The organism is Amycolatopsis sp. MtRt-6 (assembly GCF_017308975.1).
Taxonomy (GTDB): domain Bacteria; phylum Actinomycetota; class Actinomycetes; order Mycobacteriales; family Pseudonocardiaceae; genus Amycolatopsis.
This window is the reverse complement of record NZ_JADWPD010000002.1, coordinates 1-19,240: the sequence shown is the minus strand read 5'-3', so window position 1 is coordinate 19,240 and position 19,240 is coordinate 1. Positions and strand designations below refer to the sequence as shown.

Genomic DNA, 19,240 nt, shown 5'->3' with positions numbered 1-19,240 from the left:
CACCCCCGTGACACCATGGGGTGCATGTCCACGCCTGTCGCATCCGAACAGACGCAGGTCGAACCGGCCGGTGCCGAAGTCGCCGAGTCGGACACCCCCTGGCGGACCGTGGTCTGGAACGACCCGGTCAACCTGATGTCGTACGTGACCTACGTCTTCCAGAAGCTGTTCGGCTACAGCCGCGACCACGCCACCAAGCTGATGCTGGACGTGCACCACAAGGGCAAGGCGATCGTCTCGTCCGGCAGCAAGGAGAAGGTGGAAACGGACGTGGCGAAACTCCACGCGGCCGGCCTCTGGGCCACCATGGAGCAGCCCTCGTGAACGGATGGCGGCGCAAGGGCGCGGTGATCCACGCGGGGTTCGAGCAGCAGGAAGCGGCCGTGCTGCGCGGGCTGGTCAGCCAGCTCGAGGACATGCTCACCGCGCGCGCCGAAGAAGCGCCCCAGGACGAGCTCGCCGAGCTCACCGGCATCCGGACCGGGCCCACCGAGTCCCCGGACGACCCGGTGCTCTCGCGGCTGCTCCCGGACTTCCACAAGCTCGACCCGGACAACCCGTCGCGGGAGGACATCGACTCGGTCGCGGCGATGCGGTCGCTGCACGAGCCGGAGCTGCTCGACATCAAGGTCGGCGTGGCCAAGATCGTGCTCGACACGCTGCCCCGCGACGGCGGCCACGTCCGGCTGACCGAGGAGCAGGCCGACGCGTGGCTCGGCGCGCTCAACGACGTCCGGCTGGCGCTCGGCACCGCGCTCGACGTCACCGAGGACATGCCCGACGAGCTGCCCGAGGACGACCCGCGGGCGCCCCACCTGGGCGTCTACCACTGGCTGACGTGGGTGCAGGAGACGCTGATCCAGGCGCTGACGGGATGATCACCGACGTGCCGGGTGTCCTGGTCGGGCACCACGAGCGGGTCGGCGACGGCTGGGCCACCGGCACGACGGTGGTGCTGGTGCCCGAGGGCGCGGTCGGCGCGGTCGACCAGCGCGGCGGCGCGCCCGGCACGCGGGAGACGAACCTGCTGGAGCCGGAGAACCTGGTGCAGCGGGTCAACGCGGTGTGCCTCTCGGGCGGGTCGGCGTACGGCCTCGCCGCGGCCGACGGCGTGATGCGGTGGCTTTCCGAGCGCAACCTGGGCTTTCCGGTGGGCGCGCAGCCGCACGAGGTCGTGCCGATCGTGCCCGCGGCCGTGCTGTTCGACCTGCCGCGCAGCGAGTGGGGCAACCGGCCCGACGCTTCCTTCGGCTACGCGGCGTGCGAAGCGGCTTCGGAGTCCTTCGCTGTGGGGACGGTCGGAGCGGGCGCGGGGGCGGCCGTGGGGTCGTTGAAGGGCGGGATCGGCTCGGCGAGCGAGGTCGTGGGCTCGTACGTGGTCGGGGCACTGGCGGCGGTCAACGCGGCGGGCGAGGCCGTGGACCTCTCGACGGGCCGGGCGTACGCGGCCGACCACGGCGACTTCGGGGTGACGTGGCCTTCGCGGGCGGCCTCGCTGCCGTCCCGCCGGACGGGTCTGAACACGACGATCGGCGTGGTCGCGGTCGACGCGGCGCTGTCGAAGGCGGAGGCGCGGCGGATCGCGGTCGCGGCGCAGGACGGGCTGGCGCGGGCGGTGCGGCCGGCGCATTCGATGTTCGACGGCGACACGGTGTTCGCGCTGGCCACGGGAGCGCACGAGCTGCCGGCCGAGTTCCCGGCCCGCCCGGCGGCGCTGGACGCCCTGTGCTCGGCGGCGGCCCGGGTGTTCGCGCGGGCGATGGTGCACGGGCTCCTGGCGGCGACCACGGCGGGTGGGGTGCCTGCCTACCGGGACGTCTGGCCGGAGGCGTTCGCCTGAACCGCTGGTGAGGGCTGTGTCTCATCATCTGGACCGGCTTTGTCCACCACCTAAGATGTCGGTGTGCTCCGGATCCGCCGTGAACTCGTCGACGAGATCGTCGCCCATGCCCGTCGTGACCATCCCGACGAGGCTTGTGGGGTGATCGCCGGGCCGGAAGGCTCGGATTCCCCCGAGCGGTTCATCCCCATGCTGAACGCCGCCCGCTCGCCGACGTTCTACGAATTCGACTCCGGCGACCTGCTGAAGCTCTACCGCGAGATGGCCGCGAACGACGAGGTGCCCGTGGTCATCTACCACTCGCACACCGCGACCGAGGCCTACCCGTCGCGGACCGACGCGAGCATCGCCGCCGAGCCGGACGCGCACTACGTGCTCGTCTCCACCCGCGACCCCGAAGTGCACGAGTTCCGGTCGTACCGGATCGTGGACGCCGAGATCACCGAGGAGCCGGTCGAGATCATCGACTAGCCCGCCCGGAATAAACCGCCGCGCCACCGGCGTCTGCGTGTAAGAACCCACCGGAGGTAAGAACCCATGGCCGTGACCGTCTCCATCCCGACGATCCTGCGCACCCACACCGGCGGCGAGAAGTCCGTCGAGGCGAAGGGCGCGACCGTCCTCGAGATCATCGACGACGTCGAGTCCCGGCACGCCGGCATCAAGGCGCGCCTGGTCAAGGAGGAGAAGCTGCACCGCTTCATCAACGTCTACGTCAACGACGAGGACGTGCGCTTCTCCGGTGGCCTCGAGGCCGAGGTCAAGGACGGCGACACCCTGACCATCCTCCCCGCCGTGGCCGGTGGCTGATCGATGGCTCGCTTCGAGTCGCTGCTCGACGCGCTCGGCGGCACCCCGCTGGTCGGGCTGCCCCGGCTCTCGCCCACGCACGACGTGCGCCTCTGGGCCAAGCTGGAGGACCGCAACCCGACGGGCTCGATCAAGGACCGGCCCGCGCTGGCCATGATCGAAGCCGCCGAGCGTGAAGGCAAGCTGCGGCGTGGCTCCACCATCCTGGAGCCGACGTCGGGCAACACCGGGATCTCGCTGGCCATGGCCGCCAAGCTCAAGGGCTACGGGCTGGTCTGCGTGATGCCGGAGAACACCTCCACCGAGCGCAAGCAGCTGCTGCAGGCCTACGGCGCCCGGATCGTCTTCTCCCCGGCCGCGGGCGGCTCGAACAAGGCCGTCCGCCGGGCGAAGGAGCTGGCCGAGGCCAACCCGGACTGGGTGATGCTCTACCAGTACGGCAACCCGGCCAACGCCGACGCGCACTACCGCGGCACCGGCCCGGAGCTGCTCAAGGACCTGCCGACGCTGACGCACTTCGTCGGCGGCCTCGGCACGACCGGGACGCTGGTGGGGGTCGGCCGCTACCTGCACGAGGCCAAGCCGGACGTCCAGATCATCGCGGCCGAGCCGCGCTACGGCGAGCTGGTGTACGGCCTGCGCAACCTCGACGAGGGGTTCGTGCCGGAGCTGTACGACGCCTCGGTGCTCAACGGCCGGTACTCGGTGGGCGCTTACGACGCGCTGCGGCGCACCCGGGAGCTGCTGGAGCACGAAGGCATCTTCGCGGGCATCTCGACGGGCGCGGTGCTGCACGCGGCACTGGCGGTGGCCGAGAAGGCCGCGGCCCGCGGTGAGCAGGCGGACGTCGCCTTCGTCGTCGCGGACGCCGGGTGGAAGTACCTGTCCACGGGGGCTTACGCGGGTTCGCTGGACGAGGCGGCCGAACGGCTCGACGGGCAGCTCTGGGCTTAGGCATCCTGATGGCATGAAGGTCATCGGACTGCTCGGCGGGATGAGCTGGGAATCCTCGATCGAGTACTACCGGCTCGTCAACGAGCGGGTGAAGACCCTCCTCGGCGGGTTCCACTCCGCGCACACCGTGCTCTACTCCGTCGACTTCGCCGCCATCGAGCGGATGCAGGCCGAGGGCCGCTGGGACGACGCCGGAGCCGAGCTGAACCGGGCCGCCAAGGCGCTCGAGGCCGCCGGGGCCGACTTCGTCGTGCTCTGCACCAACACCATGCACAAGGTCGCCACCCAGCTCGAAGACGGCCTCGGCATCCCGCTGCTGCACCTCGGCGACGCCACCGCCGCGGCCATCAAGGCCGCCGGGGTCCGCCGGGTCGGGCTGCTCGGGACCGGCTTCACCATGGGCCAGCCCTTCTACCGCGACCGCCTGGCCGCGCACGGTCTCGACGTGCTCGTGCCGGACGCCGGAGACCGCGAGCTCGTGCACCGGATCATCTACGACGAGCTCGTGCTCGGCGTCGTCGAAGAGGCCTCGAAAGAGGCCTACCGCGGCGTGATCGCGCGGCTGGCCGGCGCGGGCGCCGAGGGCGTCATCTACGGCTGCACCGAGATCGAGCTGCTGGTCGGCCCCGAGGACTCCCCGGTGCCGACCTTCCCCACGACGCGCCTGCACGCCGAGGCGGCGGTGGACTACGCGCTCGGCACGACCCCGCTCCCGGTCCCGCCGGCCTGATTTCACACGCTGACCACCGCCTCGCCGCCCGTGTGCGCTTCGTGCTGCGCGACGACCTTCCGCCACAGCCGCTCGCGCTCCTCGGCGGTGAACTGCGCCGGCGGGATGCCGAACACGTCACCCGCCGCCGCCCACCAGTCCGCCGGGGACTCCACCAGCTCCTTGCTGCCGTGGCGGTTCAGGGTCAGCGCCCGCAGCGTGTCGACGCCCTGCGCGTCGCGCCGCTGGAGCACGCAGACCCGCACGAACCCGGACTCCGGCGCCGTCGACAGCCAGGCGTGCTTCTCGGCGAAGCCGGCCATCTCCGCGGGGCCGGGCGCGAAGTCGAAGCCGGCGAAGCTGCCCGACGGGTCGTGGTCGAACCGCCAGCCACCCGGCGCCACCTCCGACGGCCGGAGCCGGTAGGTGTGCGGACCCTGGGCGTAGGTGCCTTCCCGTAGGGGGAGCGGCTCGTGGATGCCGTCACCCAGCCCGGTGTCCACCAGCCAGGTCGCCGACGGGTCGGCCGGCAGGCCGGTGACAGTGAGCGCCAGGTGGTTGCGGTCGACGTTCGGCGCGTCGGCCGCACTGCCCTGCACCCCGCCGTAATGGCGCGTGACCTGGTAGCCGAGCGCGTGCAGCAGCGCCGAAAACGCCCCGTTCAGGTGGTAGCAGTACCCACCCCGGCCGCGCAGGATCCGCGCCAGCGACGCCGACGGCTCGAGCGGGGTCGTCCGCCCGAGCTGGATCTCCAGTGCCTCGTACGGCACGCGTTCGACATGCGCCGCGTGCAGCCGCCGCAGCGCGTCCAGGCCCGGCGGCTCGGGATCGAGGCCGAGCCGCGCGAGATAACCGATGACGTCCATGCCCGACAAGCTAGCGGTGACCACCGACAAAACCGGCGGATCAGGGATTTCACCCGAGGTGGAGCGCCGGTGACGCGCCTAGCCTCGAAGACGTGAGCACTGTGCACCCCGCCCCGGAAACCGACGTCGCCAAGCGCGTGCTGCCGCCGAAACCGGCGGCGGCCGCGATCGTCGCGCTGTCGTTCACCCTGCTGCTGTACCTGGTCGAGCTGGTCGACGTGATCCTCCCCGGCGACCTCGACCAGGGCGGTATCCACTCCCGCGCGCTGTCCGGGCTGGACGGCGTCCTGTTCGCCCCGGTCCTGCACGCCGGCTGGTCGCACCTGTTCGCGAACACCGTCCCCGTGCTGGTGTTCTCGTTCCTCGCGATGGCCGCCGGGATCGGCCGGTTCGCGCTGGTCACGGCCATCATCTGGGTGGTGTCCGGGCTCGGCGTCTGGCTGGTCGGGCCGTCGGACGGCGTCACCGTCGGCGCGTCCGGGCTGGCCTTCGGCTGGCTCGCCTACCTGCTGGTCCGCGGCCTTTTCAACCGCGCGGCCGGGCAGATCGTGGTCGCCGTCGTGCTGCTCGGCGTGTGGAGCGGCATGCTGGCCGGGCTGCTGCCGGGCAACCCCGGCGTCTCCTGGCAGGGCCACCTCTTCGGCGCGCTGGCCGGCGTCCTGGCGGCCTGGCTGACCACCCGCCGGTCGGGCAAGGCCGCCCCGGGTAACCTCGAAGCGTGACGTCTCCGCCCGCTGATGCCCCGATCGGCGTGTTCGATTCCGGCGTCGGCGGGCTGACGGTCGCGAGGGCCATCCTCGAGCAGCTCCCCGCCGAGCAGCTCCGCTACGTCGGCGACACGGCGCACAACCCGTACGGCCCGCTCCCGATCGCCACCGCCCGCAGCTACGCCCTCGCGGCGCTCGACGAGCTGGTCGAGAGCGGCGTGAAGGCACTGGTGATCGCCTGCAACACGGCGTCCGCGGCCTGTCTGCGCGACGCGCGCGAGCGCTACGACGTCCCGGTGATCGAGGTCGTGCTGCCCGCCGCGCGCCGCGCCGTCGTGGCGACGCACACCGGCCGCGTCGGGGTGATCGGCACCGAGGGCACCGTGCGGTCGCGGGCCTACGAAGACGCCTTCGCCGCCGCGCCGGACATCACGCTCACCAGCGTCGCCTGCCCGCGGTTCGTCGACTTCGTCGAGCGCGGCATCACGACCGGGCGCCAGGTGCTCGGGCTCGCGCAGGGCTACCTCCAGCCGCTGCTCGACGCCCAGGTCGACACGCTGGTGCTCGGCTGCACGCACTACCCCCTGCTGCAGGGCGTGCTGCAGATCGTGATGGGCCAGGAAGTCACCCTGGTGAGCAGCGCGGACGAGACCGCCAAGGACCTCGTCCGGGTGCTCACCGAGCGGGACCTGCTGGCCACCCGGGACACCGCGCCGCGGCACGAGTTCGTCGCCACCGGCTCGGCCGAGCCGTTCACCCGGCTCGCCCAGCGGTTCATGGGGTTCGCCCCGGGTGTCCTCGCTCCCACCACCGCGTGATCGCGGCGGTGGACGCTTAGGGTGTCGTCGTGCGACTGACCATCCTCGGGTGCTCCGGCAGCATCCCCGGGCCGAACGCCGCCGCGTCCGGTTACCTGGTCGAGGCCGAGGGTTTCCTGCTCGGCCTCGAACTCGGCAACGGCACGCTCGCGCAGCTGCAGGCCGTGGCCGACCCGTTCGACCTCGACGCCCTCGTCCTCACGCACCTGCACCCCGACCACTGCGCCGACGTCAGCGCGCTCACCGTCCTGCGGCGCTACCACCCGGCGCCGCCGTACCCGGCGCGCCCGCGGCTCCTGCCGCTGTACGCGCCGCCGGACGCCCCGACGCGGCTGGCCAACGCGTACGCGCCCAACGAGACCGAGCGGGCCGTCACGGACCTCTCCGACGTCTACGACTTCCACCCGCTGCGGCCGGAGCCGTTCCGGATCGGGCCGTTCGACGTCGTCGCGGTCGAGGTCGACCACCCGACCCCGGCGTACGGCCTGCGGATCTCCTACGGCGGCCGGATCCTGGCGTTCACCGGCGACACCGGGCCGTGCGCGGCGCTGAACGAGCTCGCCGACGGCGTCGACCTGCTGCTCGCCGAAGCGTCCTGGACCGACTCGGCGGAGCGGCCGGCGGGGGTGCACCTGTCCGGTAAACAGGCCGGCGAGCTGGCGCGCGACGCCGGTGTGGGGCGGCTGCTGCTGACGCACATCGCGCCGTGGACCGACGCCGGCGCGGTGCTGGCCGAGGCGTCGGCCGGGTTCCCCGGCGCCGAGGTCGTCAAGCAGGGTGCCGTCTACGACGTCTGAGCGGTGCGGTCATAGAGTGCACCTGTGGCTCGTAAAGATGGCAGGAACGACGACCAGCTCCGTGACATCAAGATCACCCGGGGGTTCCAGCAGTGGCCGGCGGGGTCGGTGCTGATCGAATTCGGCAACACGCGGGTGCTGTGCGCGGCGAGCGTCACCGAAGGGGTGCCGCGCTGGCGGGCCGGTTCGGGCCTCGGCTGGGTGACGGCCGAGTACGCGATGCTGCCGTCGGCGACCAACACACGCGGTGACCGCGAATCGGTGAAGGGTCGCATCGGCGGCCGCACGCACGAGATCTCGCGGCTGATCGGCCGTTCGCTGCGGGCCTGCATCGACCTGGCGGCGCTGGGCGAGAACACGATCGTCATCGACTGCGACGTCATCCAGGCCGACGGCGGCACCCGCACGGCGGCGGTCACCGGCGGGTACGTGGCCCTCGCGGACGCGATCACCTGGCTGGGCGCGGCGAACCGGCTCAACGACCCGCAGCCGCTGTCGTCCTCGGTGGCGGCGGTGAGCGTCGGTGTGGTCGACGGCCGGGTCCGGCTGGACCTGCCGTACGAAGAGGACTCGCGCGCCGAGGTCGACATGAACGTGGTGGCGACCGACGCGGGCACGTTGATCGAGGTCCAGGGCACCGGCGAGGGCGCCACCTTCGCCCGGTCCACTTTGGACACCATGCTGGACATGGCACTGGCGGGCTGCGCGGAGCTGACCCGGCTGCAGAACGAGGCCCTGGCGCTGCCGTACCCGGGCGAGCTGCCGGAGCCGCGTCCAGACAAGAAGAAGGGCTCGAAGTGACGAAGCTGCTTCTGGCCACGCGCAACGCGAAGAAGCTCGGCGAGCTTCGGCGGATCGTCGCGGCGGAGGGACTCACGGGTCTCGAGGTCATCGGTCTGGCCGACGTTCCCGAATTTCCCGAAGCACCCGAGACGGCGCCGGACTTCGAGGGCAACGCGGTGGCGAAGGCTCGTGACGCTGTCGCAGCGACCGGGTTGCCTGCCATTGCGGACGATTCGGGGATTGCCGTCGACGCGCTGAACGGGATGCCGGGGGTGCTGTCGGCCCGGTGGTCCGGGAAGCACGGCGACGACGAGGCGAACCTGGATCTGGTGCTGCGACAGCTTTCCGACGTGCCGGACGACCGCCGCGGGGCCCAGTTCGTGTGTGCGGCGGCCCTGGTGCTGCCCTCGGGCGAGGAGACGGTGGTCCGGGGCGAGTGGCGCGGCACGCTGGTCCGGGAACGGCGTGGGGTGAACGGGTTCGGGTACGACCCGATCTTCCGGCCGGACGGTGAGTCGCGGACGTCGGCGGAGATGGAGCCGGCGGAGAAGGACGCGGTTTCGCACCGGGGGCTCGCCTTGCGGGCGCTGCTCCCGGCGCTGCGCGAGCTGGCCAGGGGCTAGACCCCGAAAACACCCGGCGTGACGGCGTGCGGGGCGCCCGCGTCGGTCTGCGTGGCGACGTCCCGGGTCCACAGCTCGACGACGTGGCCGTCCGGATCCGTGACGTATGCCGAACGCTGGCCCGGGGCCGTGGGGTCGTCGCCGAAGTACACCTCGTCGACGTGCCCGCCCCGGGCGCGGGCCCGCGCCACCGCGGCCTCGTAGTCCGCTTCGGCGACCGTCATCGCGAAGTGGACGTTCTTCCCCGGCCGCGCGCCCGCGATGCCCGTGAACGGCTTCCACAGCCCGATCCGCGTGCGGTCGCCGGACTGCACCCAGATCGCCTCGCGGCCCGCCCACGCCGGGCCTTCCCAGCGGAGAACCACGGGCAGGCCCAGCACTTCGGTGTAGAAGCGTTCGGACGCCTCGAGGTCACGTGACTCGAGGACCAGCTCGGTCACGCCCTTCGTCAAGTCGGTCATGCACCCATGCTGGAACCTCGACCAACCTGGAGGTCAAGAAGCGAGGCCGAGGTCCCGGATGAGCTTCGCCACGTGGCCGGTCGCGCGGACGTTGTAGAAGGCGTGGGCGATCTTGCCGTCGGCGTCGACGACGAACGTCGACCGGATCACGCCCAGGTACGTCTTGCCGTAGTTCTTCTTCTCGCCGTACGCGCCCCACGCTTCGATGACGCTCTTCTCGGGGTCACCCAGCAGCGGGAACGTGAGGCTCTCGTTCTCGACGAACTTCGCGAGCTTGGCCTGCTTGTCCGGCGAGATGCCGATGACCTGGTAGCCGGCGTCGTTCAGCTCGGCGAGGTTGTCGCGGAAGTCGCAGGCCTGCTTGGTGCAGCCCGGGGTGCTCGCCGCCGGGTAGAAGTACACCACCACGGACCGGCCGCGGAAGTCGCGCAGCGACACCTCCTTGCCCTCGCTGTCGGGCAGGGTGAAGTCCGGGGCTGCGTCACCGGGGGAAAGGCGCTCGGTCATGGCCCGAGCCTAGCCGCGACGGCTCAGGCGGGGCCGCAGTAGGTGACCGCGACGGCTTCGGTCGCGCTCGGCCGGATCTGCAGGCGCAGCTGCGTCTGCTCGCGCGGGACCGCGAACGCCAGCGTGATGTGCACCGAGCGGCCCGGCTGCACGTCCTTGCCCGCGTCGGTGATGCCGGTGAAGCCCTGCGTGGTGTCCACGACCTGCTTGACCGCCGCGCCGCCCGCGGTGGCCGTGACGTTGAGGCCCGACAGCTTGTACGTCGTCGAGCCGTTGTTGGTCAGCTGGACGTCGAAGGCCGCGCCGCGCGGGCTCTGCGGGTACGCCGACGGGCTGGGCCGGAACGACTGCGGGGAGCCGACCGAGATGGTCAGGCCGCTGGCGAAGCGGTGGTCGGCACCGAACTTGAGGTCGTTGCCCGCGGGGGAGGCCGTGGCACCGGCACCCGCGGGGGAGCCGGCCGCGCCGAGTGCCGCGGTGCCGTCGTGTGCCGAAGGGACCCCGCACGCCACCGCCAGGCCGAGCAGTCCTGCGGTGAACATGATCTTGCGGGTGCGCGCGAGCGCCATTGCGGGTACTCCAGTCGGCGGGTCGGGGTGCCGTCGGCAACGGGGGATTGCCGGGGGAACCCGCTCCACTCTGGCCGTGATCGCGCGGGGTTACGAGGCGCAACCGGGGGTTGTCGCGCACCTGGTGCCACCCCGTGGCCAATCCGTGACCGGAACGGCACGGCTGGTGACAATCACTGCCTACATGCCACTTAAACCGCGAGCGCGAACAAGAGGATGAAGATCGCGACACCGGCCACCCACGCCGTCATCAGCCAGCCGAAATCCCGGACCGGGTCGACCGCGCGGCTCTCTTCGCCGGGCACGTACACGCCGCGCTCCTCGAACCAGTCCGCCCAGCGGGCGATCCAGCGCAACGGGTTGCGCGACGCCATGCTTCACCTCCGGGAGCCGGTTCCTCACCGTCACAGTACGCGTTCGGTCACGCACGCCGGAAGCCGCGGGCGGCCGTCCACTCCCGACTCACCACGGTCGGGTGAACCTCGACGCCGCCCGTGTAGAACCTCAGGCCAGACCGTGACGGCGCAGGACCGACACCGCGCGGACGGTCGCGTAACCGCGCCACTCGAGTGCCGCCGCGGGCGAGAAGCTCCCGAAGTCCACTCGCCAGCCGCCGTCGTCCTCCTGCGCGTCCGCGAGCCGCCGCAGTTCGGCATCGATGACGTCGCTGCCGAACAACGCGCGCGCCGGGCGGTCCGGCAGCGGGGCGAAGTCCAGCGCGCGGAGGGTTTCGCCCGCCGAACCGCCCTCGACCGGGACCAGGCCGTCGGCCGGGAGGAACCCGGCGAGGTGCGTCAGGAGCGCGGCCGCCTCCTCGTGGAGATCGTGCGCCGCGTCCACGAACTGCACCGTGAAGGACAACGCGATCGCGTGCGGCGGCGCGGAAAGCTCGCGGATGGCGCGGAAGCAGTACTGCGTTGCCGCGGCCAGCCACGGGTGCTCCCGCACGGCCCGGTCGTGCCGGGCGACGCGCAGGGCCACGCCGGCGGCGAACGCGGTGCTGTGCAGGGTGGCCGCCGCCGGATCGGCCTGGACCCAGAAGGGCGCGCAGCCGGCCGGGTCCGCCACGGGCAGGCCGAACGGCAGGCCGCCGTCCGGCCGGGACACCGTGGCGAGCCAGTCGCAGAGCCGCGCGGCGTGCGGTGTCGTCGCCGGGGCGACCTCTTCGAACACCTCGAAGGCGTGGAGGGCGCCGCCGGGCTGGCTTTCCGGGGCCCGCAGGTCCGGTTCGAGGCCCCAGCCGTAGCCGCCGTCGGGGTTGCGGTAACCGTCGACGGCGGCCAGCACCGCGTCGGCGTTCGTCGCGCCGCCGAGCAGCTCGAAACGGCGCCGGTCGAGGAGGCGGGCGTGCGTCGCCATGAAGGACGCCGCCGCGGAAAGGTTCACGGACATACCGCCAGCGTCGCACCCGGCGCGGGCGGCCGTCTTGAACGGATCGGACGTCAGGGCCGTTCCACCGTGATGTGCGGCGCCAGCGCGCGCAGGAAGCCGGCCGCGTCGAACATTTCCCCGGCCGTCGCGACGCCCTTCACCTTCGTGCGGCCGGTCAGGATGCGGTCGACCGCCTCCACCGCCAGCGGCGCGCTCACCGCGTAGATGTCCTCGCCGCGCGCGACGATCCGGCGCTCGTCGTCCCCCGCCCGCACCACGACGTCCACGACGAACGTCTCGGCCGCGTCGCGCTCGCCGGCCGCCGCCAAGCCCTGGGCGGCGTCGACGGTCATGTAGCTGGTGACGTCGCGGACCCGCAGGTGCCGCGGGATCGTGACGATGTCAGCCATCGAGAACTCGCCGAAGACGGGCCGGGTGCCGAGCGGCTCGGGGAACGCCCACTCGCTCGCCGGCAGGGCGTCGTCGCGGTGCTCCAGCCGCCCGCCCGCGTACCGGATGCGCTTGCCGCCACGGCGTTCGCGGGACACCTGGCCCGCGGCGAGGGTGCCGGCCGTCGGGCGCCAGCCGCTGAGCCCGTAGGCGACGTGCACCTCGTCGGCCGCCGTCCAGTCTCCCATCGCCGCCGTCGCCATCAGGTCGGCCAGGCCGCCGAAGAACGCCATCGCGGGGACCACCGCGGTGTCGGCGGTCAGCGCGAGGGTGTCGATGTTCGCCTCGATCTCCGCGGCGACGTCGACGTACGGGACGCCGGCGCGGATGGCCGCCTCGACGAGCGGGGGAGCCGTCTCGGCGAACGGGCCGGCGCAGTTGATCACCGCGTCGACGCCCTCGAACGCGCGGTCAAGGGCCGCCGGGTCGTCGGCCGAGGCCGGCCGCCCGCCCGGCAGCTTCGCCGCGTTCCGTCCGGAAAGGACGACGTCGTAGCCGCGTTCCCGCAGCTCAGCCACCACGAAGCGGCCAGTGTGGCCGTAAGCGCCGTAAACCAGTACCGAAGTCATGGGGCAATCCTGACGTCGGCCGAACGCCGTCACCAGTGTCCGGAACGACGTGCTGCGTACACTTTCGGACATGCACGCTGTCGCGCTCGCCGCCACCGACGGGATGCTGTCGTTCGAGCTGACGATCGCCACCGAGGTGTTCGGCGACGACCCCCGGTACGGCTTCGCGGTCTGCGGCTCGGCCCCGGTGCGGGTGGGCCGCTTCCTGCTGGAGCCGGACGACGGCCTCGACCGCCTCACGCGCGCGGACACGGTGATCGTGCCGGGCTGGGCCGACGTCGACAGCGCCCCGCCGGCCGACCTGGTCGACGCGGTGCGGGCGGCCCACGCCCGCGGCGCCCGGGTGGCGTCGCTGTGCACCGGCGCGTTCGTCCTGGCGGCCGCCGGCCTCCTGGACGGCCTGCGCGCGACCACGCACTGGGCCCACACGGACGTCCTCGCCGCCCGCTACCCGGCGGTGACGGTGGACCCGGACGTGCTCTACGTCGACAACGGCCAGGTCCTCACCTCGGCGGGCAAGGCGGCGGCCATGGACCTGTGCCTCCACCTGGTCCGCGCCGACCACGGCCCGGCGGCGGCCAACGCCATCGCCCGCCTCCTGGTGGTGCCGCCGCACCGGGCGGGCGGCCAGGCCCAGTTCGTCCCGGCACCGGTCCCGAGCCGCGACGACCACCCGCTGTCCGCGCTGCTCCCGTGGATCACGGCCCGCCTCGACCGGCCGCTGACGGTCGAGGACCTGGCCCGCCAGGCGAACATGAGCTCACGTCACCTGGGCCGCCACTTCCGCTCGGCCACGGGCACGACACCGTTGCAGTGGCTGCTGAACCAGCGCATCCGCCGGGCTCAGGAGCTGCTGGAGAACACGGACGCGAGCGTCGACGCGGTCGCGGAAGCGGTCGGGATGGGGACGGCGACGACGTTGCGGAGGCACTTCAACCGGACGGTCGGGGTGCCGCCGGACACCTACCGCCGGACGTTCCGCAGCTGAAGGGGGTGGGCCCGGAGAGACTCGAACTCTCACTGGCACGGACCTAAACCGTGTGCCTCTGCCAATTGGGCTACGGGCCCCCGGCACCCGTACGGGCCCCCGGCACCTGGCAGCCTAGCGTGCGGCGTGGCCGGTGCGGAGGCGGCGGGGCGGTCGACTAAGTTGGGCCGTGGAAGTCCCATGCGGCGAGGAGGACACGTGGCCCGCGATCCCGAGACGATCGAGCGTGAGATCGAGCAGGCTAGGACCGCCCTGGCGGCGACGCTCGACCAGCTCACCGTCAAGGCCGACCCGAAGAAGCTCGCCGACGCGGCCAAGGACGGCGTGCGCGCCAAGCTGGACAACCCCAAGGTGAAGTTCCCGCTGATCGGTGCGGGCGTCCTCGTGCTGGTCCTGCTGGTGCGCAAGCTTCTCAAGTAGCGGCTCAGGCCTGCTTCGCCGGCGCCTTGCTCTCCGCGGCGGGCGCCGGCGTTGCTGCCGGGCTCTTGCGGTCCTCGACCGCCTTCGGGAGCTGCTTGCTCGGCGGCAGCTGGGGCTTCTTGTCCGCCGAGGCCGGGGTCTGCTGCTTCGGCACGCTGCCGGGCGGGGGGACCTCGAGCGGCGGCAGCTTCGGGAGCGTCAGCCGGGCCGTCATGTAGGCGCTGGTGAAGTCCAGCGCGCTGCCGTTGAGCAGGTGCACCACCGTCGTCTTGACGTCGCCGGCGAGCTCCTCGACCAGCTGGTCGGCCCGGTCCCGCGCGGCGATGATGCCGGGCGCGCGGGCGGTCAGCTCCTTGCCCAGGCCGCTGACCTTGATGGCCCAGTCGGCGTCTTCCTGGACGTACGTCGCCGTGATCGTTTCCACCATCTGCCTCACACCCCTCTCCCTCGCCAACATCCTTACACAACCGTGACTCGGTCACCGCACTTTCGTGACGTGACTCCCGAGCCCCTCCTCCGGCCGTGAAAGTCCAGCACACTTTCTACCGTGTCATAAGAACAGTAGAGCAACTCTGTGTCACAAGACACGACAGCGCTGAGTAACGACCAGATGGCCTAATGCACGCGCAAGCTAACGTGCACGACCCCGCAGGCCGCTCCACAGCACGTCCATGGCGTATTCGGTGGCCATCTCGGGGCTCACTTCGGTGTGCCGTTCGCACCAGATCGCGAGCCGTTCGCACGCGCCGACCACGAATTCCGCGGCCGCCTCGGCCCGCAGGTCGTCCCCGCTGTCGAAGTGGCCGCTCATCAGCGCGGCGATCAGGTCGGTCTGCTGGCGGCGGGTCTCCTCGACTTCGTCCGCGGCCGTCGTGCCGATCAGCACCATCTCGTGCCGCAGCAGCGACCAGGCCTGGCGCCGCTCCCGGATGAAGACGAAGAAGGCCAGCAGGCCGCGCCGCAGCGCGTCCTCGGCGTCCACCGCGCCGACGGTTGCCTGCTCGGTGACCTCGCGCAGCACCGCCCGCGACTCCCGGATGCAGGCCAGCAGCAGGCCTTCCTTCGAGTTGAAGTACTCGTAGAGCATCGGCTTCGAGACGCCCACCAGTTCGGCGATCTCGTCCATCGACGCCGCCGCGTAGCCGCGGGTCGAAAAGACCTGTTCGGCGACCTCGATCATCTGCCGCATCCGGTCGGCCCTGGGCATGCGCTTGCGCTTCGCGGTCGTCACGGGTCACACTCTACCGCTGGTAACCTACTCCCAGTAAGATGGACGACGAGTAACAGGAACCCGGAGGCGTCATGGGCAACCGCACGGAGACCGGGGTCGTCATCGTCGGAACCGGGTTCTCCGGTCTCGGCATGGCGATCCAGCTGCGCAAGGAGGGCCGCGAGGACTTCGTCATCCTCGAAAAGGCCCACGACGTCGGCGGCACCTGGCGGGACAACAGCTACCCGGGGTGCGCCTGCGACATCCCGTCGCACATGTACTCGTTCTCCTTCGCGCAGAACCCGGACTGGTCGCGGGCCTACTCGCCGCAGCCGGAGATCTGGCGCTACCTGCGCGAGGTCGCCGACAAGCACGACCTGCGCCGGTTCGTCCGGTTCGGGCAGGAGATGACCGGCGCCCGCTGGGATGCCGAGGAGAACCGGTGGCACGTCGCCACGAGGGGCGGCGACGAGTTCACCGCGACCGCGCTGGTCGCCGGGGTCGGCGCGCTCCACCTGCCGATGATCCCCGAGCTGCCCGGGATCGAGCGGTTCGAGGGCCCGGCCTACCACTCCGCGCGGTGGCGGCACGACGTCGACCTCGCGGGCAAGAAGGTGGCGGTCATCGGCACCGGCGCCAGCGCGGTCCAGTTCGTGCCCGAGATCGCGCCCGAGGTGGCGGAGCTGACGCTGTTCCAGCGGACGCCGCCGTGGATCATGCCGAAGGCCGACCACGAGATGTCCGGCCGGACGCGCGCGCTGTTCAAGGCGTTCCCGCCGGCCCAGCGCGCCTACCGCACGCTGCTCTACTGGCTGCTCGAAGCGCGCGCGATCGGCTTCAACGGCCAGTCGTGGGTGATGAAGCTCGGCCAGCGGATCGCCCGGCGCCACATCCGCCGCGCGATCGCGGACCCGCGGCTGCGGCGCAAGGTCACCCCCGACTACACCATGGGCTGCAAGCGCGTGCTCGTCTCCAACGACTACTACCCGGCTCTGGCGCGGGACAACGTCGAGGTCGTGACCGAAGGCGTGCGGGAGGTCCGCGAGCGCAGCGTCGTCGACGCCGCGGGGATCGAGCACGAGGCCGACGTCATCATCTACGGCACCGGCTTCCACGTCACCGACGCCTTCGACGACCTGGAGATCGTCGGCCGCGACGGGCGCAACCTCGGCAAGGAGTGGGCGGCCGAGGGGATGCGGACGCACCTCGGGATCACCGTCGCCGGGTTCCCGAACCTGTTCTTCCTGCTCGGCCCCAACACCGGCCTCGGGCACAACTCCGTCGTGTTCATGATCGAGGCGCAGATCTCCTACGTCGCCGAGGCGCTGCGGCTGGCCCGCGGCCGGGCGATCGAGCCGAAACCCGAGGTGCAGGAGCGGTTCAACGCGCAGATCCAGCGCAAGCTCGCGAAGGGCGTCTGGACCCGCGGGGGCTGCAAGAGCTGGTACCTGGACGCGCGGGGCGTCAACCGGACGATCTGGCCGGGGTTCACCTGGCGGTACTGGCTGGACACGCGCAAGGTGCGGCGCGAGGACTTCCTGGTCGGCTGACGGAGCGGGTCCCTCGGGGAGGTGAGGGACCCGCCCCGGGATCAGCGGGAGGTGTAGCGGCGGAGGCGGGCGATCAGGTCGACGGTCGGCAGGCTGCACAGCTCGGCCATGCGCTCGAGCGCCGGCAGGTCGAGGGCGACCTCGCCGCCGCTCTGCTCGCCGGCCTGCCGCAGCCGGTCCTCGGCCCAGCGGCGCAGCGGCTGCAGGTCGGGCGGCGCGTCGGCGACGACCTTGCGCAGGTCGACGCGGACCCGGCCCGGCTCGTCGACGAACACCCGGCGGTGCACCTTGGCCAGCAGGTCCTGGGGCAGTTCGTCCATCGCGACGCACAGCTCGACCAGGCGCACGACGGAGCACTGTCTGGTGCCCAGCTCGTAGGTGGCCAGCGTCTGCAGCGAGATCTCGCTCTGCAAGTGCTGGTTCAGCTCCTTGCGCGTCCACCCTCGGCTGCGCCGGAGCTTGCGGAGCTCGTCTCCGAGGATCCGCTGGTACTCCTCAGCGTCGATCAGCACATCAATGTCCCCTGCCGTGCGCTCCCACGGCACCGCACGGGCGTGATAATTCCCGTGCAAGTGCACCCTCACGCGTATGTAAGTGCGCTGGGGGCGCGCCCTTACGCGATTTCGGGCATGTCTTTGATACCGATTGCGCGAGTTAGGCCGAACGGGTTAACGAGGTCCCGGCGACCGGCTCAGTTCACGCAGGGAACGCCCTCGGCGGTGATCGGCTTCTCGCTGTCGTTGGCGGCCGGCGGCGGCGCCGCGGCCTGCGACGTCGGACCCGCCGCGGCACCGGCACCCGCGCTCGCGTTGGAGCCCGTGTCCTCGTAGTCGGCGCCGAGGAACACCATCACGTGCCCGGACTGGACGCTCTTGTCCTCCTGGACGGTCGGCGAGCCGCCCAGCGCGTCCGCGACCGCCTCGCCCTTGTCCTTGGCGCCCTTCGGCACCCAGATCACCGTGGTCTTGCGCGCGGTCGCGTTGGCCGTCTCGCCGGGGGTGAAGCCCTTGGCCTCGAGGGTCTTGGCGACGTTCGCGGCGAGACCGGTGCGGCCGGAGGCGTTGCGGACGTCGACCGTGGTCGCCTTGTTGGCGGGGTCGGCCTGCTGGGCCGGCGGCGCCGACTCGCCCGGCGGCGGCCCGGTGAGCCCCTGCACGAACTGCTTCACCTCGGCGGGATCGACCTGGATCGCGACGCCGTCCTCGGGCGTCCGGTACTCGACGTTCTTCACCGGGATGGTGCGGAACTCGAGCTGGCCGCCGGTCAGGCCCTTCATCTGCTGGGCGAACCCGAAGATGTCCCAGTTCTGGTTGAGCACGACCGACTTCTTGATCGCCTCGATCAGGTCGTTGAGCTTGCCCGGGTTGGTCAGCGTGCCCGCCGAGAGCACCTTGCGCGCCATGCCGGCCATGAACACCTGCTGGCGCACGACGCGGTCGAGGTCGCCGTTCGGCAGGCCGTGGCGCTGCCGGACGAACTCGAGGGCCTCGACACCGGAGATCGTGTGCTGGCCCTTGGTGAAGTTCGCGCCGGAGTACTGGTCCTTGACGTTGTTGTTCAGGCAGACGTCGACGCCGCCGATGGCCTTGGTGATCTCGCTGAAGCCGAGCAGGTTGACCGCGGCGTAGTTGTCGATGGTCGACCCGGTGAGCTTCTCGACGGTCTGGATGAGCTCCTTCGCCCCGGCCTGGTTGGCCTTGACGTCGAGTTCCTTCGGGTCGGTGACGCCCTGCTTCTGCAGGTCCTTGCGCGCCTGCAGCATCGCCCGGGCGTAGGCGGAGTTGATCTTGTGCTTGCCGTAGCCGGGGATGTCGACGTAGGAGTCGCGCGGCAGGGACATCGCGACGGCCTTGCTGCCGTCGTTCGGGATGTGCACGAAGATCAGCGAGTCGGTGTTGAGCTCGCCGTCGGCGTCGCCGGCTCGCAGCTCGTCGAGCACCTCGCGCGGCAGCGGGTTGCCCTGGGCGTCGGTGCGGCTGTCGAGGCCGACCAGCAGGATGTCGCGGGCGCCGTCGGCGGGCTTGTCACCACCGCTGTCGCCGGTGCCGACGTCGACGTAGTTGAGCCCGTTGACCAGGCCCTGCATGGCCGCCCACGCGTACCCGGTCAGGCCCATGACCAGCAGTGAGACGACGGCCAGCGCGACCTTCGCGCCGCGGAAGGAGTTGCGGCGGGCGCGCGGGGCCGGCCGGGGCTGCGGGCGCCGGGCCGGCGGCGGGGCCGCGCGGCGCGCGTCGG

Annotated in this window: 26 protein-coding genes and 1 tRNA gene; 15 read left to right on the top strand and 12 right to left on the bottom strand. The window is 71.7% G+C overall.

Annotated features, from left to right (window positions below; genetic code table 11):
* The first annotated feature begins 24 nt into the window (after window positions 1-24).
* From clpS to I4Q55_RS03650, 7 genes are all read left to right on the top strand, one after another.
* The gene (gene clpS, locus I4Q55_RS03680; RefSeq protein ID WP_004560461.1) at window positions 25-324 is read left to right on the top strand and encodes an ATP-dependent Clp protease adapter ClpS; all 300 of its coding nucleotides are present in this window, start codon (window positions 25-27) and stop codon (window positions 322-324) included.
* The gene (locus I4Q55_RS03675; protein ID WP_043776746.1) at window positions 321-878 is read left to right on the top strand and encodes a DUF2017 domain-containing protein; all 558 of its coding nucleotides are present in this window, start codon (window positions 321-323) and stop codon (window positions 876-878) included. Before clpS ends, I4Q55_RS03675 begins: the two co-directional genes overlap by 4 nt.
* Window positions 875-1,840, top strand: coding sequence for a P1 family peptidase (locus I4Q55_RS03670; protein WP_206784582.1), 966 nt, complete (start codon window positions 875-877; stop codon window positions 1,838-1,840). The genes I4Q55_RS03675 and I4Q55_RS03670 overlap by 4 nt, the downstream gene beginning before the upstream one ends.
* Before the next feature lie 63 nt (window positions 1,841-1,903).
* On the top strand, window positions 1,904-2,311 hold the full coding sequence (locus I4Q55_RS03665) for a Mov34/MPN/PAD-1 family protein (protein ID WP_206784581.1): 408 nt from the start codon (window positions 1,904-1,906) through the stop codon (window positions 2,309-2,311).
* Window positions 2,312-2,377: 66 nt separating this feature from the next.
* Window positions 2,378-2,650: a MoaD/ThiS family protein gene (locus tag I4Q55_RS03660; protein WP_020640924.1), complete on the top strand. Its 273-nt coding sequence runs from the start codon at window positions 2,378-2,380 to the stop codon at window positions 2,648-2,650.
* Between the two features lie 3 nt (window positions 2,651-2,653).
* Window positions 2,654-3,604: a PLP-dependent cysteine synthase family protein gene (locus tag I4Q55_RS03655; RefSeq protein ID WP_206784580.1), complete on the top strand. Its 951-nt coding sequence runs from the start codon at window positions 2,654-2,656 to the stop codon at window positions 3,602-3,604.
* A gap of 13 nt (window positions 3,605-3,617) precedes the next feature.
* Window positions 3,618-4,334, top strand: coding sequence for an aspartate/glutamate racemase family protein (locus I4Q55_RS03650; protein WP_206784579.1), 717 nt, complete (start codon window positions 3,618-3,620; stop codon window positions 4,332-4,334).
* Between the two features lie 2 nt (window positions 4,335-4,336).
* Here the strand turns inward: I4Q55_RS03650 and I4Q55_RS03645 are convergent, their stop codons facing one another.
* Complete coding sequence (locus I4Q55_RS03645; RefSeq protein WP_374194442.1) at window positions 4,337-5,179, bottom strand: arylamine N-acetyltransferase; 843 nt, start codon at window positions 5,177-5,179, stop codon at window positions 4,337-4,339.
* Window positions 5,180-5,271: 92 nt separating this feature from the next.
* On the opposite strand from I4Q55_RS03645, the gene I4Q55_RS03640 reads away from it, so the two are divergent.
* From I4Q55_RS03640 to rdgB, 5 genes are read left to right on the top strand one after another with little or no spacing between them, the layout of a single operon-like run.
* A complete protein-coding gene (locus I4Q55_RS03640) occupies window positions 5,272-5,901 on the top strand; it encodes a rhomboid family intramembrane serine protease (RefSeq protein WP_206784578.1) in 630 nt (209 codons plus the stop codon).
* Window positions 5,898-6,704, top strand: coding sequence for a glutamate racemase (murI, locus tag I4Q55_RS03635; protein ID WP_206784577.1), 807 nt, complete (start codon window positions 5,898-5,900; stop codon window positions 6,702-6,704). The genes I4Q55_RS03640 and murI overlap by 4 nt, the downstream gene beginning before the upstream one ends.
* Window positions 6,705-6,733: 29 nt before the next feature.
* Entirely contained in the window at window positions 6,734-7,501 is a 768-nt protein-coding gene (locus I4Q55_RS03630) for an MBL fold metallo-hydrolase (RefSeq protein ID WP_206784576.1), read from the top strand.
* Window positions 7,502-7,525: 24 nt separating this feature from the next.
* A complete protein-coding gene (gene rph / locus I4Q55_RS03625) occupies window positions 7,526-8,302 on the top strand; it encodes a ribonuclease PH (RefSeq protein WP_093948149.1) in 777 nt (258 codons plus the stop codon).
* On the top strand, window positions 8,299-8,907 hold the full coding sequence (gene rdgB / locus I4Q55_RS03620) for an RdgB/HAM1 family non-canonical purine NTP pyrophosphatase (protein ID WP_206784575.1): 609 nt from the start codon (window positions 8,299-8,301) through the stop codon (window positions 8,905-8,907). The genes rph and rdgB overlap by 4 nt, the downstream gene beginning before the upstream one ends.
* Here the strand turns inward: rdgB and I4Q55_RS03615 are convergent.
* The 6 genes from I4Q55_RS03615 to I4Q55_RS03590 form a co-directional block, all read right to left on the bottom strand.
* Window positions 8,904-9,368, bottom strand: coding sequence for a VOC family protein (locus I4Q55_RS03615; RefSeq protein ID WP_206784574.1), 465 nt, complete (start codon window positions 9,366-9,368; stop codon window positions 8,904-8,906). The genes rdgB and I4Q55_RS03615 overlap by 4 nt on opposite strands.
* A 33-nt stretch (window positions 9,369-9,401) precedes the next feature.
* Window positions 9,402-9,875 carry a thioredoxin-dependent thiol peroxidase gene (bcp, locus tag I4Q55_RS03610; RefSeq protein ID WP_206784573.1) on the bottom strand — a complete coding sequence of 158 codons (474 nt, stop codon included), beginning with the start codon at window positions 9,873-9,875 and terminating at the stop codon, window positions 9,402-9,404.
* A 23-nt stretch (window positions 9,876-9,898) separates the two neighbouring features.
* Window positions 9,899-10,444, bottom strand: a complete 546-nt coding sequence (locus I4Q55_RS03605) for a hypothetical protein (protein WP_206784572.1) — start codon at window positions 10,442-10,444, stop codon at window positions 9,899-9,901.
* Between the two features lie 191 nt (window positions 10,445-10,635).
* Window positions 10,636-10,818 (bottom strand): hypothetical protein, encoded by a 183-nt coding sequence (locus tag I4Q55_RS03600; protein ID WP_176175272.1) that lies wholly within the window; start codon window positions 10,816-10,818, stop codon window positions 10,636-10,638.
* 130 nt (window positions 10,819-10,948) lie between these two features.
* Window positions 10,949-11,836: a hypothetical protein gene (locus I4Q55_RS03595; protein WP_206784571.1), complete on the bottom strand. Its 888-nt coding sequence runs from the start codon at window positions 11,834-11,836 to the stop codon at window positions 10,949-10,951.
* 50 nt (window positions 11,837-11,886) lie between these two features.
* Window positions 11,887-12,834 (bottom strand): saccharopine dehydrogenase NADP-binding domain-containing protein, encoded by a 948-nt coding sequence (locus I4Q55_RS03590; RefSeq protein ID WP_206784570.1) that lies wholly within the window; start codon window positions 12,832-12,834, stop codon window positions 11,887-11,889.
* 70 nt (window positions 12,835-12,904) lie between these two features.
* Here I4Q55_RS03590 and I4Q55_RS03585 point away from each other — a divergent pair, with 70 nt between their 5' ends.
* Window positions 12,905-13,822, top strand: coding sequence for a helix-turn-helix domain-containing protein (locus I4Q55_RS03585; protein WP_206784569.1), 918 nt, complete (start codon window positions 12,905-12,907; stop codon window positions 13,820-13,822).
* A 6-nt stretch (window positions 13,823-13,828) separates the two neighbouring features.
* Here the strand turns inward: I4Q55_RS03585 and I4Q55_RS03580 are convergent.
* A tRNA-Leu gene (locus I4Q55_RS03580) sits at window positions 13,829-13,902 on the bottom strand.
* 118 nt (window positions 13,903-14,020) lie between these two features.
* Between I4Q55_RS03580 and I4Q55_RS03575 the strand changes: the two genes are divergently transcribed.
* Window positions 14,021-14,242, top strand: a complete 222-nt coding sequence (locus I4Q55_RS03575; protein ID WP_004559246.1) for a DUF3618 domain-containing protein — start codon at window positions 14,021-14,023, stop codon at window positions 14,240-14,242.
* 4 nt (window positions 14,243-14,246) lie between these two features.
* Here the strand turns inward: I4Q55_RS03575 and I4Q55_RS03570 are convergent, their stop codons facing one another.
* On the bottom strand, window positions 14,247-14,669 hold the full coding sequence (locus I4Q55_RS03570; protein WP_206785003.1) for a hypothetical protein: 423 nt from the start codon (window positions 14,667-14,669) through the stop codon (window positions 14,247-14,249).
* Between the two features lie 204 nt (window positions 14,670-14,873).
* A complete protein-coding gene (locus I4Q55_RS03565; RefSeq protein WP_206785002.1) occupies window positions 14,874-15,431 on the bottom strand; it encodes a TetR/AcrR family transcriptional regulator in 558 nt (185 codons plus the stop codon).
* Between the two features lie 113 nt (window positions 15,432-15,544).
* Between I4Q55_RS03565 and I4Q55_RS03560 the strand changes: the two genes are divergently transcribed.
* Window positions 15,545-17,002, top strand: a complete 1,458-nt coding sequence (locus tag I4Q55_RS03560; RefSeq protein WP_206784568.1) for an NAD(P)/FAD-dependent oxidoreductase — start codon at window positions 15,545-15,547, stop codon at window positions 17,000-17,002.
* A 41-nt stretch (window positions 17,003-17,043) separates the two neighbouring features.
* Here the strand turns inward: I4Q55_RS03560 and I4Q55_RS03555 are convergent, their stop codons facing one another.
* Both I4Q55_RS03555 and I4Q55_RS03550 read right to left on the bottom strand, forming a co-directional pair.
* On the bottom strand, window positions 17,044-17,514 hold the full coding sequence (locus tag I4Q55_RS03555; protein ID WP_206784567.1) for a helix-turn-helix domain-containing protein: 471 nt from the start codon (window positions 17,512-17,514) through the stop codon (window positions 17,044-17,046).
* Window positions 17,515-17,693: 179 nt separating this feature from the next.
* Window positions 17,694-19,240, bottom strand: a 1,547-nt coding sequence (locus I4Q55_RS03550) for an LCP family protein (RefSeq protein WP_242545285.1), incomplete at its 5' end; no start/stop codon positions are given.